This is a genomic window from Dorea sp. AM10-31 (assembly GCF_003435815.1).
Taxonomy (GTDB): Bacteria; Bacillota; Clostridia; order Lachnospirales; family Lachnospiraceae; genus Dorea_D; species Dorea_D hominis.
Genome location: NZ_QTUV01000014.1, coordinates 1 through 13528, shown reverse-complemented (window position 1 = coordinate 13528; position 13528 = coordinate 1). Strand labels below are relative to the sequence as shown.

At 42.1% G+C, this 13528-nt stretch carries 12 protein-coding genes; 2 read left to right on the top strand and 10 right to left on the bottom strand.

Annotated elements, in window-relative coordinates; all coding sequences use genetic code 11:
* Positions 1–109: 109 nt before the first annotated feature.
* The 10 genes from DW125_RS13745 to DW125_RS13700 all read right to left on the bottom strand — a co-directional run bounded on the left by DW125_RS13745 (position 110) and on the right by DW125_RS13700 (position 11235).
* Positions 110–550 carry an RpiB/LacA/LacB family sugar-phosphate isomerase gene (locus DW125_RS13745; protein WP_021860281.1) on the bottom strand — a complete coding sequence of 147 codons (441 nt, stop codon included), beginning with the start codon at positions 548–550 and terminating at the stop codon, positions 110–112.
* A gap of 232 nt (positions 551–782) precedes the next feature.
* On the bottom strand, positions 783–2330 hold the full coding sequence (locus DW125_RS13740) for a sedoheptulokinase (protein WP_117538505.1): 1548 nt from the start codon (positions 2328–2330) through the stop codon (positions 783–785).
* A gap of 148 nt (positions 2331–2478) precedes the next feature.
* Entirely contained in the window at positions 2479–3528 is a 1050-nt protein-coding gene (locus tag DW125_RS13735; RefSeq protein WP_117538504.1) for a zinc-dependent alcohol dehydrogenase family protein, read from the bottom strand.
* Between the two features lie 51 nt (positions 3529–3579).
* Entirely contained in the window at positions 3580–4524 is a 945-nt protein-coding gene (locus DW125_RS13730) for a transketolase family protein (RefSeq protein ID WP_117538503.1), read from the bottom strand.
* 2 nt (positions 4525–4526) lie between these two features.
* Complete coding sequence (locus DW125_RS13725; RefSeq protein WP_021860285.1) at positions 4527–5369, bottom strand: transketolase; 843 nt, start codon at positions 5367–5369, stop codon at positions 4527–4529.
* Between the two features lie 118 nt (positions 5370–5487).
* A complete protein-coding gene (locus DW125_RS13720) occupies positions 5488–6261 on the bottom strand; it encodes a GolD/DthD family dehydrogenase (protein ID WP_118520761.1) in 774 nt (257 codons plus the stop codon).
* 204 nt (positions 6262–6465) lie between these two features.
* On the bottom strand, positions 6466–7506 hold the full coding sequence (locus DW125_RS13715) for an NAD(P)-dependent alcohol dehydrogenase (RefSeq protein WP_117538501.1): 1041 nt from the start codon (positions 7504–7506) through the stop codon (positions 6466–6468).
* 174 nt (positions 7507–7680) lie between these two features.
* Positions 7681–8673 carry a sugar ABC transporter substrate-binding protein gene (locus DW125_RS13710; protein ID WP_117538500.1) on the bottom strand — a complete coding sequence of 331 codons (993 nt, stop codon included), beginning with the start codon at positions 8671–8673 and terminating at the stop codon, positions 7681–7683.
* A 58-nt stretch (positions 8674–8731) separates the two neighbouring features.
* A complete protein-coding gene (locus DW125_RS13705; protein ID WP_117538499.1) occupies positions 8732–9733 on the bottom strand; it encodes an ABC transporter permease in 1002 nt (333 codons plus the stop codon).
* 20 nt (positions 9734–9753) lie between these two features.
* Positions 9754–11235: a sugar ABC transporter ATP-binding protein gene (locus DW125_RS13700; protein ID WP_330411938.1), complete on the bottom strand. Its 1482-nt coding sequence runs from the start codon at positions 11233–11235 to the stop codon at positions 9754–9756.
* Between the two features lie 411 nt (positions 11236–11646).
* Between DW125_RS13700 and DW125_RS13695 the strand changes: the two genes are divergently transcribed.
* Together DW125_RS13695 and DW125_RS13690 are read left to right on the top strand one after the other, a co-directional pair.
* Positions 11647–12588, top strand: a complete 942-nt coding sequence (locus tag DW125_RS13695; RefSeq protein ID WP_021860292.1) for a 1-phosphofructokinase family hexose kinase — start codon at positions 11647–11649, stop codon at positions 12586–12588.
* Between the two features lie 69 nt (positions 12589–12657).
* Positions 12658–13263 (top strand): class II aldolase/adducin family protein, encoded by a 606-nt coding sequence (locus DW125_RS13690; RefSeq protein ID WP_021860293.1) that lies wholly within the window; start codon positions 12658–12660, stop codon positions 13261–13263.
* Positions 13264–13528: the final 265 nt, after the last annotated feature.

Sequence of the window (13528 nt, the reverse complement as noted above, 5' to 3'; positions counted from 1 at the left end):
AGAGGGACGGAATATCCAAAAATTATATAGTTTTGGCTTCTCATATATAAAAGAAGCTGTAAAAAAACCGCCTATGGTTTTCCATAAGCGGTGTCTGTCTTATTTTTTATTATCTCTCGTTATCGTATTTAACGAATGCGTCTACCTTCGGCTGTGATGAGCATCCCGGTACGAATTCGTTGCCAAGGAATGCATCTACAAGAAGTTCTCTTACTTTATTTCCTGTTGTAAAAGCTCCCATACAAGCGATATTAGCATCGTTGCTCAGTCTTGCTCTCTGCGCTGAATATACGTCAGAGATCAGTGCTGCATATGCACCTTTAACTTTATTAGCTGCGATAGATACTCCAATACCTGTTCCGCAGATCAGAATACCACGATCATATTCTTTTGCTGCAACTGCTTCTGCAACTTTGACTGCTGTATGTGCGTAAATCGGGTCTTCGCTTCCGAAGTCTGTAACTTCTCCGTATCCTTTAGATTCGATATACTTGATAACTTCCTCTTTTGCTGCCTGTGCATTTGGATCGCATCCGATTGCAATTTTCATGGTTCATTCCTCCTATATAATACGTAAATTTCTTATAAAATTATTCTAGCATTATCGATTGTTTTTGTCTACTTTCGTTTACTTTCGTTTCGAAATTCTTTCCATTTTCAGCAATCTTTACCAAATATTTTTACAAATCTATTAAAAAGATCCCTCTTAACATCATTTCCTCCTACGTATTGCTAAGAGTCTTTTATATATCCACTCATCAAATACAATCTTCTGCAGCTTTCTACGCTTCATACCGTATCAGCCTCTGCACATCTTCCAGAGTTTCACGCTCGCCGCTTGCAAGCAGGGAAAATAACACTGCTCCATATGCCGCTTCTTCTGCGTATTTCGGGATACGAAGTTTCATCCGGAAACGATCGCTTGCAATCTTCTGCAACAGTGGGTTTTTGCGAATTCCATTTCCGCTTCCGACAAAGTGACTGCCATCTTTCAGATTCTCCGGCAGTACATTATAAAACTGATACAGCTCTTCGCACAGTCCTCGAAGTACACCGTACGCCAGATCTCCCGGATGGAAGGTATCTACTGTCAGCCCGGTAATACTTCCGGTCAGTGCCGGATTCTCACGACTTCCATTGAATCTTGTATCGACTGTCAATGTTTTCTCTTTTTCTGCAGCTTCTCCTGCGATCCGGTTCATGATACTGTAAATATCTTTCGGGCAGCCTACGCCTGCCAGTGCATAGATTTCCTCAAAAAATCGTTTCACAAGATTGTAGGAATATCCACCACACAAAGAAGAGCCTGCCATCAGATAGGAACCTTTCAAATATGGGCGGCACTCGATTCCATCTGCTTTTACCAGCTCTTCGCTGTAAACAGATACCTGTCCGCCGGTTCCTACATTTAACAATACTTTGCAGTCCTGATTGACAGAACCTAAGAAACTTGCCTGATTATCTCCAAATGCAACTGCGACCGGGATTGTTTTCCCCGCATATGTCGGATATTTCTCCATATCTGCTGTATAAGCCCCGCATATCGTGCTTGTTGTTGCTACTTCCGGAAGTAATTCCGGGTTCATACCGGCTTTTTCTACCGACGTGCGGTCGAAATCTCCGGCTTCCATATTGTAAAGTCCGAGACTTGCCGCCATTGTCTGATGCATCTTCGGTCTCTTCTCACCTGCCAGAGACATTGCAACATAATCCGGGATCGTGCAAAATGACTTTGCTTCTTCTGGTACAAGTCCATGTTTTGTATTGTAATAATTGGTTGTCAGTCCGAATCCGGATGCCATGTGATAGCCGGTGAGCTGAGACAATTCTGCTGCATATGTTATAGCGCCGTTTCCTAATTCTGCAACCTCTGCGTTGTCTGCCACTTTGTTTCCGTTATCTATATTTCCAGAATCACCCATCTCTGAATTGTCTGCCACTTTGCTTTCAGTATCTGTATTTCCCATGCCCTCAGAATCCACTACTGGTTGTTTCTTCTGGATATCAGCACATACTAAATCTCCTCTGCCATCCTGCCATGTATACAGCGGACTGACTGCCACGCCATTTTCATCTACATAGACAATTCCGTGCATCTGTCCGGTTACGCCAATGCTCACAATATCTTCCTGTTCGGAAAGATACTCTTCTAATATATTTTTGCATTTCACAAGAATTTTATCTGCATCCTGTGTGCGTTCGTATGTATGTACACTCTCTATCACAGAGTCATTGGTAAGCGTCTTCGCATCCAAAAGTTCTCCTGTCTTCGCGTCTACAAGCACTCCACATACGGTTGTTGTTCCGATATCTAATCCTATTGCTTTCATCTTCCTGCCTTCCTTTTTCCCAAACCGATCTGACGATTATCTTCTGAATTTTTTATATAGCATGCGCCCCGATAGTGACCTGTCGGAGCGCATATGAAAATCTTATATTCAATCTGTAAATTCTACACTAACTGTTTATTTTCCGTTATTATTCTTCGTAGTTTGGATGAAGGATGACTTTCAGTGTGCCCGGACCTCCCTTGGCAGCCAGCGCAATTCCTTTATCGTAATCATCCAGTGGCATTTCATGTGTAACAAGTTCTTTTACCTGTACTTTTCCAGCCTCAAGATATTCCAGTGCACGTCCGAAGCAGTGTGTCTGCGCCCATGTCGGGATCAGCTGGATCTCGTGGAGATACCAGTACTCTGGATCAATTGCCCATTTTGCACCTGCGTGCGGCATTGCAAACATCATGAATTTTGCACCCATTTTTCCGAATTTGATCATGCTTTCCATTACATCTACATTTGCAGTTGTATCAACAAGAATATCAAATCCTTCCGGAGCGATTTCTCTTAATTTAGCTTCGTGTTTGCTTGGATCGTTACGATCCATAAGGATTGTCTCTTTACATCCGTATTTCTTCAGGATATCCAGTTTGTCCTGGCTTGGTCCGCATACTACAACACGATTTGCGTTAGAGTGCATCAGCAGCTGTGTCATGATGATTCCTGTCGGTCCGCATCCATATACAAGAACGTCATCACCGAATTTCACCTGGATACGGTCCATGGAATGTACCGCACATGCAGTCGGTTCTGCGAAAATTGCCTCGTTGAAAGACAAGTTATCGCTGATCGGAAATACTTTATCTGCATTCACTGCTACATACTCAGCGAATCCTCCAGGGCCGTTGCATCCCAGTGAGTAGAAATTTTTGCAGTATAATGGCTCGTCTTTTCTGCAGTAGTAGCAGTCTCCGCACAGTACTGTGTTATCTGCAGTTACTCTGTCTCCAACTTTAAATGTGTCTACATGCTCACCGACTTTGTATACATATCCGGCAAATTCATGTCCGTTTAACAGTGGGAACTCTGCAAGGAATCCACCTGCTGCAAGTGCTACGTCTGCGCCTTTACAAATACCGCAAGACATAACTTTGATCAGTACCTGATGTGGTCCGATCTCCGGTACCGGAACCTGTTTTACTTCGCAATGACCTGGTTTGTCATATACGTTTGCTTTCATCATGTCCATAGTAACTTCTCCTTTGCTGTCGCCTTTGTCGATTGAATTATTGTTTGTAGTTTATTTTTTTAAGGCGATTGCCTGTTTTGCTTTTTCTACAATCTTCTCCGGTGTTAAACCATATTTTACCATCAGTGCTTCTGCAGTTCCGGAATGTCCAAATACATCTTCTACACCATGTTTCACAACCGGTACCGGGCAGCTTTCTGTAACGACTTCTGCTACTGCTGCGCCAAGTCCGCCGATAACATTGTGCTCTTCTGTTGTTACAATTGCACCCGTTTCTTTGGCTGCTTTGATGATAATGTCTTTGTCAATCGGTTTGATCGTATGCAGGTCGATCACACGGGCTTTGATTCCTTCTGCTGCGAGAAGATCTGCTGCTTTTAGTGCTTCCTGAACCATCAGACCTGTTGCGATGATTGTTACATCATCTCCGTCCTTTAACTGTGCACCCTTGCCAAGTTCAAATTTATATCCCGGGATGGAGTCAGTTATATTTTCAACTCCGGAACGTCCCAGTCTTAAATAGCACGGTCCGTCATAATCGATCATTGCTTTTACAACTTCTCTTGTCTCATTTGCATCACATGGGCAGATAACTGTCATTCCCGGGATGGTGCGCATCAGACTTAAGTCTTCGATACACTGATGAGTTGCTCCATCTTCTCCTACAGAAAGTCCTGCATGTGTTCCGACAACTTTTACATTAAGTCCCGGATATGCAATGGAGTTTCTTACCTGATCGTAAATTCTTCCTGCCGCAAACATTGCAAATGTATGGATAAATGCTGTCTTTCCGCAGGATGCTGCTCCTGCTGCCATACCTGCCATGTTACACTCTGCGATACCTGCGTTGAAGAATCTCTCCGGATACTTCTGTGCAAAATAGCAGGACATTGTACAAATTGTAAGATCCGCATCAAATACCATGATGTTCTCATCTGCTCCGAATTCACACAGAGCTCTTCCATAGGCTTCTCTTGTTGCTATTACTTCTCCCATAATTACACCTCCAATGATGCAGCCTGTGCATCTAATTCTTTGAATGCCTGTTCAAACTGTTCCGGTGTCGGTGTGCTTCCATGGAATTTTACATTGTTTTCCATGAAGGAAACACCTTTTCCTTTTACAGTCTTTGCTACGATAACCGTCGGAGCACCTTTTGTCTCTTTTGCTTTGTCAATTGCATCTGCAATCTGTGCATAATCGTGTCCGTCGATTGTAAGTACATTCCACTTGAAGGCTTTGAATTTATCTTCAATCGGATATGGTGACATTACTTCTTCAATGGTTCCGTCAATCTGCAGATTGTTGTTATCTACGAATACGGTCAGGTTGTCCAGTCCGTAATTTCCGGCTGCCATAGCTGCCTCCCAGATCTGTCCTTCCTGAATCTCGCCATCTCCTAATGCTGCATATACACGATAATCTTTCTTATCCACTTTTCCGCACAGAGCCATTCCGATTGCTGCGGATAAGCCCTGTCCAAGGGAACCTGCTGACATATCTACACCAGGTACCTTTGTCATCTCTACGTGTCCGGAGAGATAACTGTCTACATTTCTGAATGTTTTCAGATCTTCTACCGGGAAGAATCCACGAAGTGCCAATGTCGCGTACATAGTCGGTGTACAATGACCTTTTGACAGTACAAATCTGTCTCTGTCGGGATCTTTAGGCTGCTCCGGGTTGATGTTCATTTTTTCCCAATATAAAACTGTCAAAATATCTGCCACTGAAAAGGATCCACCTACGTGTCCTGAATGAGCGGCTTCGATTGCTTCTAATGCTGTTCTGCGGACTTTTACTGCCTTCGCAGCCAGCTCCTGCACTCTTTTTTCTTCCATTGTTTTAGACCTCCGTCATTGTTTTCTTAGCTTTTTTAGCTATATCGCCATGCAGCGGGGCTAACGACTGCACGGCGAAAGCATCATTGAAATAAAATATTTGAGTAATTACTCTTGTTTAGCAGATGGTAAATCCACCATCGATCACAAGATTTGCTCCGTTTACGAGGCTGGATGCGTCACTTGCAAGGAATACTGCGCATGCTGCCACTTCTTCCGGATAACCAAATCTATGTGCCGGAATTTTCTTTTTAAATTCTACTCCACGTTCATTATTCCAGTTTTCTTCTCCCATCGGAGTCAGGATAATTGTTGGAGAGATTGCATTTACATTAATGTTGTACTGTGCCAGTTCCATAGCGAACTGTTTTGTAGCATAGATTACAGCAGCTTTACAACATCCGTAGGTCAGATGTCCGTCAAGTGCAACAACTCCTGCCTGGGAACCCATGTTGATGATCTTTCCGCCGCCCTGTTCTTTCATAACTTTTGCAGCAGCACGTCCAAATCTTACTGTTCCTGTCAGGTTGATGCTAAGTGTCTTATCCCAGAGATCTTCCTCATGATCCAGAACACTCTGTACAACACCGATTCCTGCGCAGTTTACAAGAATATCCAGTCTTCCGAATGTCTCAACTGTCTTTGCCACACAGTCATCAATATCTGCAGTTTTTGTAATGTTTCCAACATATGCGAGATAACCTACGCCCTGCTCCTTCATGTAATCGTCAAGGTCATCTGCCTTGTTCATGTCAAAGCTTACTACGTTAGCGCCTTTTCTTGCATACATTTTTGCAATCTCATATCCGATACCACTAGCTGCACCAGTTACAATTGCTGTCTTGCCTTCCAGACTGAAATCTTCATTAAAATTTCTATAGTCTACCATCATAAACCTCCATTTTGCTGTATTCATCTGTTTTTTATAATACCCACGGATTGCTACGTGCGTTGCACTCCCGCAATCCTACCCACTATTCGCATATCGTGGGATTAATATCCCACTTTTATGCTCATATTGGGACAGGTCCCAAGGTCTGTCCGCCACATATGATCTAGCTCACGTGGCGACCGACCTTTTTACCTTGGTATTATATTATTTGATCTTAATTACAGCTTTTACTACATCGTCTTTGTTATTGATTGCACAGTCAAATGCTTCCTGAATGTTATCGAAATCAAATTCATGTGTAACGATTCCGGATACATCGATCAGGCCATCAGAGATAGCTGCGATTGCCTGTGGGTAGATGTTTCTGTAACGGAATACAGATTTGATTTCCGGCTCTTTGTCCATGATCTGAGCAAAGTTAAATTCAACTGTTTCCTGAGCAGAAATACCAACTAATACGATTGTTCCGCCTCTCTTAACCATGAATGGAGTCTCTTTGATTGTAAATGGAGATCCTGCTGTTTCCATAACTTTGTCAACACCGGCTCCGTTTGTGATCTTCTTAACTTCTTCGATAGCATCTACTTCTTTTCCGTTGATCACACGTGTAGCTCCTAATTTCATAGCATAGTCCAGACGTTTTGGAATTACGTCAACAACTGTGATATCTGTAGCACCGTGTGCTTTACAAGCAAGTAATGTTACAAGTCCGATACAACCTGCTCCAAGAATTACTACAGAGTCTCCAAGCTGTACATTTCCCTGGTTAGCTGCGTGCATACCTACTGATAATGGCTCAACAAGTGCACCTTCTTTTGTGCTGATGTTGTCCGGAAGTTTGAAGCACATGTTCTCCGGGAATGCGATGTAGTTCTCATAGCATCCCTGTACCGGTGGTGTTGCAAGGAACTGTACATCCGGGCAAAGGTTGTAACGTCCTGATTTACAGAATTCACACTGTCCGCATGTGATTCCCGGCTCCAGAGCTACTCTGTCTCCGACTTTCAGGTTCTCTACACCTTCTCCAAGTTCTACAACTGTTCCGGCACACTCATGTCCAAGCATGAAGTCTCCATCTACTACATAGCTTCCGCATCTTCCATCATGGAAATAATGTACATCAGAACCACAGATTCCTACATATTCCAGTTCAACCAGAACTTCTTTCTCTTTCGGTGTTGGCATTGGAATATCACGGATTTCCATTTTATCCAGGTCTGTCATAAATGCTCCTCTGTTTTTCATTTCACGTATCTCCTTTCAATCTGTTAAAAATTTCTCGAACTATTTTTTGAAAATAATAACTGGCAAGCCGATATTTGACCTGCCAGTTATGTCTACTCTTACAATATACTTTTTCTCACTGACATTGATTAAGTCATTAATCTAATTCTGTGATTAATTTTTCATACGTTCAAATTATTCTTTAATCTGTCCGTTGTCTTTGTACATCTGGATGTATTCGTCAACATTGTCAGATGTGATAAGTGGTGCAGGAACGTTGTCGTTGATGTCAGTAACTTTCTTCTTACCTGTTAATACATCATGCATAGCTTCTGTATTCATCTTAGCAAGGTCGATAGCTGACTGAAGTCCTGTAGATGTCATCTTACCTTCTTTGATAAGTAAGCAAGCCTCTGCAGTTCCGTCTACACCATATGCCTGCATGTTTTTGTATTTAGCGTTATCTTTAACTGCTTCGATTGCTCCAGCTGCCATGTTGTCGTTCATAGAGATAACAGCGTCAATCTTTCCATAAGCCTGTACCCAGTCTTCCATGAGCTGCATAGCTTCGTCTTTGTTCCAGTTAGCGATATCTTCTGCTAAGATCTTAACATCAGATCTCTTGTCGAAGAATTCTTTCTTCCATGCTTCTCTTCTCTTTGTGCTGTGGAAGTTTCCTGCAGGTCCCTGAAGAACTACAACTTTAGCGTTTTTCGGGATTTTCTTAAGAGCCAGTTCACAGTTTACTTTTGCCTGCTCGTATGGATCAGCATCTACAGATCCTGTTCCTTCACACTCAACACGTGGGTTTGTTGTGATACATGGGATGTCAGCTTCTACGATCTGCTGAATGTATGGGAGCTGAGCTTCTCCATTGTTAGCCTGAACAATAATTCCGTCATATCCGTTTGCGATACAGTTCTCAATGATAGAGTTCTCTTTCTCGTCGTTAGCTTCTCCATCGAATACCTCTAATGACATGTCCCCTGTTTTCTTGAATGCTGCTCTCATCTCGTCAGCTAACCAAGCTGCGAAAGAGTCTTCCTGAGCTCTTGCGATATAAGCTACTTTGTAGCCGTCTTTTTTGTCACTCTTAGAGTCTTTTTTGCTGTCGGATGAGCTACATCCTACTGCCATTGTAGATACCATTGCTGCGCAAAGGATAGCGCTGATTACTTTCTTTTTCATAGATTGAAATCCTCCTTATTTGGTTTATATTGTAAAAGTTCTGCAACTTGTGCATTCATTATTTGGCTGCTGCTTTTTCTTTCTTGTCATCATTGTCATCTGCTGCAAGGATAACTTTCTGTGTCTTCTTATTCTTAGATCTGATATCTGCAACTACGGCGAGTGCGATGATGATACCTTTAACAATCTGCTGTACATAAGAGTCTACACCCATCAGGTTCATGATGTTGTTCAGGAAACCGATGATAAATCCACCGGCAAGAGTTCCCATTGTTGTACCAACACCACCTGAGAAACTAGTACCACCGACGATAGTAGCTGTCAAACCTTCCATCTCATATCCTACAGCTCCGTTCGGAAGACCTGCATTTACACGAGACATAAAGAGCACACCTGCGATACCTGCAAAGATACCATTGATGATGTAGATGATGTATTTGTTCCTCTTAACATTGATACCAGATGCGATTGCTGCTCCTTCATTACCACCGATAGCGTAAAGAGAACGACCGAATCTTGTATGTGTCATAATATACCATGTAATAATTGTAATAATGATCATGAATACTACAGGCATCGGAATCGGTCCTAAGTTACCCTGTCCAAATACTGTGTAATCTTTTAACTGAAGTAAGTTCTGTCCGTTTGTGAAACGAAGTGCCGCACCTCTGGCTGACATCTGCATAGCCAGTGTAGCAATGAATGCCGGTACATCAAAGTGTGTAACCAGGATTGCGTTGATGAAGTTACATGCAACACCAACTGCGATTGCTACAAGGAAACCAACTAACAGTGATCCGGTTGACTGGTATGCTGCGATTGAAAGCACACCAGCGAGTGCCAGTACAGAACCAACAGACAAGTCGATCAGTCCTGCGATTACCAGTAACATTTCACCGTATGCCAGGATTGTTCCAACTGAAAGCTGGCGGGCAACGTTGATTAAGTTACGTGCAGATAAAAAGTTGTCATTTACGATCGCACAGATGATGAACATTGCCACCAGGATGATATAGATCGAAAACTTGTGTATAAAATCTCTCGCTTTTGAATTTTTCATTTTCTCAATCCCTCCGCTAATTACATTGCATATCTCATGATTGTCTCTTGTGAGAACTCATCCTTGCTCAGACAACCAGTGATTCTACCTTTGTTCATTATGTAAATTCTGTCGCACATTCCGATCAGCTCCGGCAGTTCAGAGGAAACCATAATAACTGTCTTTCCTTCTTTAACCAGGTCTGTCATCAGTCTGTAAATCTCGAATTTAGCTCCGACGTCGATACCTCTGGTAGGCTCATCCAGAATCAATACATCCGGATCTCTTAACATCCATTTAGCCAGAAGTACTTTCTGCTGGTTACCACCACTCAGTCCCTGAATTGCAGTTTCAAGAGATGGTGTTTTAACATGCATCTTTTCAAAATACTTGCTTACCAGTTCTTTTTCCACCTTCGGATGCCATCTTCCGCCATAGATGATCTTGTCCAGACTGGAAATGCTTGCATTTTCCATAACGCTTCGGATCGGGATGATACCATAACGTCTTCTGTCTTCGGAAAGCATTACGACTTTCTGTGCGATACTGTCGCTTACCTTCTTAATAGTAACTTCTTTGCCGTGAACTTTGATCTTTCCTTCATCATAAGGATCCAGTCCGAAGATTGCTCTCATTGTTTCGGTACGTCCTGCACCCATCAATCCGGCAAATCCTACGATCTCACCTTTGTTAGCTTTAAAGTTAATATCTTTAAATACACCTTTGCTTCCAAGTCCTTCTATTTCAAGGATCGGCTCACCAATTTCAACTTCTTCTTTCGGATAAACATTGTCCATCTTACGTCCAACCATCAGTGCAATGACTTTGTCAAGATCGATCTCTGATGCCGGATGTGTCTCAACTGTCTTACCGTCTCGAAGAACTGTGATGTCATCCGCAATACGGAATACTTCTTCCATCTTATGAGAAATGTAAATAATACTTACGCCTTTCTTTTTCAGTTCTGCGATCTTGCCGAACAACACCTCAACCTCACGGTTTGTGATTGCTGATGTAGGCTCATCCATGATTACGATCTGAGCGTTGTTGGAAATTGCTTTGATGATCTCAAGCATCTGAATGTCAGATACTGTTAATGTTTTTAATTTCTGATCCGGTTTATATGGAAGATTCTCCTGTCTCAGAAATTCAATCGTCTCTCTACGAACTCTCTTCCAATCAACATTGCCAAATTTAGTCACCGGAAGGCGTCCTAAGAACAAGTTCTCTTCGATTGACATTTCCGGTACATAGTTCAGTTCCTGTGCGATCATTGCGATACCATAATCTCTCGCCTGAATCGGATCTTTAATTGTTACCGGTTTCTCATCAAGAAAGATCTGTCCGGAATCTGCTTTGTAAATTCCGTTAATGATTTTCATCAATGTTGACTTACCGGCACCGTTCTCTCCACAAAGAGCGTGAACCGTTCCTTTTCTAACGGCGAAATTAACATTGTCCAGAGCTTTAACACCCGGAAACGACTTGTTAATTCCACTGACACGCATTTTGATGTTCTCCACTTTCCATTCCCTCCCTTAAATATTTCGCTCTTGCATGTTGTTTTGATGTTACTTTTGTGTTTGTTTGTGACCGTTTATGATTGTATATGTTTTGGATTATACATTTTTCATAATTCTGTTCACCTTTATATCAATTTATTTATGCAATACGCTTTCTATGTGCTCAATACTACTACCTATCGCGTTGTATGTCAAGTCAATTTTTATCTTTCGGCATGTTATTTTTTGTCTTTTTTGTTAATTTTGTTGTAAATTTATGATTTTTTTGTTCATATCTCGTTCATAATCTTATCCGTTTGCATTTGTTATTTTATTAACTTTCTTAGTTTTGTGTTGTTTTATTTCCGTTTCTGTGTTATTATACTTTCAGAACTTGTTTGTTTACTTGTGTAATACAGAAAGGGGTAGAATATGATACACACATTGACACTTAACCCCGCTATTGACAGAATTCTTTATTTGAGCAGATTCGACAAAAATATTACAAATCGAATCCAAAAAACTGTCGATACGATCGGAGGCAAAGGTACACACGTTTCTATTAATCTGAAGATTCTCGGCAAAGAGAACACTGCATTCGGAATCAGCCATGGCAAAAGCGGGCAGAAAGTCATAAATATGCTGAATGAATACGGCATCGAGGTCCGTTTTAAACATTATGATGACGGTTCCAGAGAGACAAGAACAAATTACCTTATTATAGAAGATACAGGTGACTGCACAATTGCAGCCGAGCGTGGTGTTACTTTAAAGACAGAGGAGTTAAATGAACTTCTTGAAGATATGAAAGCAACCATCCAGCCGGGTGATTACCTTATTTTCTCCGGAGACGCATCCAACTCACCGGATCCTTCCGTATATAATAAGATCCTCGAGATGTTCCGCGACCGGGATTTAAAGTTTTTCTTAGATACAAGTGGTAAATCTCTGAAAGAATGTATCCGCGAGACTCCATATATGATCAAGCCGAACCTGGATGAGCTGTCCACACTTGCCGGTCATCCGATTGCTGAAGACGACGCCTCTATAGTAGAAGCGATTGAATCACTGGATTCTTACAATGTCCCGATCATCGCCGTTTCATTAGGCGGAGACGGATCTATTGTAAAAGCTCCGGAAGGTTATTACCGTGTACACCCGCCGAAAGTAAATGTACAGAACACGATCGGATGTGGCGACTGCTTCCTTTCTGGTTTTGTATATGGTTTATCCGAAGGATATTCCATTGAGGATACCATTCGTATCGCAACTGCCGTATCTGCCGCAACCGCAGAATCCAAGCTTTCTGCCGGTTATGATCTGGAACGCGCGAAAGAATTAAAAGAGCAGGTAACAATCGAGAAGATCAAATAGATACCCAAAACCAACAGGTAACAATTGAAAAAAACAAATAAATCAAATACAATAAAAGGAGAATGAATTATGAGCAACTTATCTTACTATGAAATGAGACTGGAAATGTGCAAGGTAGCAAAAATGATGTGGGACCGCAGACTGACAAATGCTGCAGGCGGTAACTTTGCTGTACGTGTAGACGAGAACCGTATCTTAATCTCTCCATCTCTGATGTCTGAAAGAAAACATTGCGAGATGCAGCCGGAAGATTTCCTTCTGATCGACTATGACCGCAACATCATTGAAGGCGAAGGCAAACTTTCCAGAGAAAGTCTGATGCATGTACTGATCTTACAGAACTTCAAAGAGATTGAGTGTACAATCCATGCACATCCGTTCTACTGTATGCCATTCGTTGCTCAGTCCAAACCGATTCCGAACGTAACAGAAGCTACTATGGGACGTGGCGAAGTCGGATGTATCGAATGGACAAAAGCTTACTCTGAAGAGCTGAGCAGAAATGTATATCAGTATTTCGAAGATCACCGCGAGACAGCAGTGAAAAAACCAATCGGAATGATCATGCCAAAACACGGCGTTGTTGTATCCGGTCCAAGCATCTACCTCGCATACAGCATGCTTGAGAGAATCGAATGCGACGCATTCTGCACAATTACAAAGAATTTGATCTAATGATACCTAAGGTCTCCGAACCCGTATGCACGTTATGCTTGCATAAAAGTGCTTGCGAGTTTGAGAGACCTGCAACAATATGAGTATAAAAGCTAAGGCGTAGCCTTGCAATATGAGCATAAAAGCCAAGGCGTAGCCTTGCGATATGCGAATATTGTGTAGGATTGCGAGAGTGCCTGGCACGTAGTAATCCGTAGGTATCATTAGAAATATATAGAGATGAGCAAAACACATTAATTCAAAAGTAGGACGTGGCAGTTAGTTT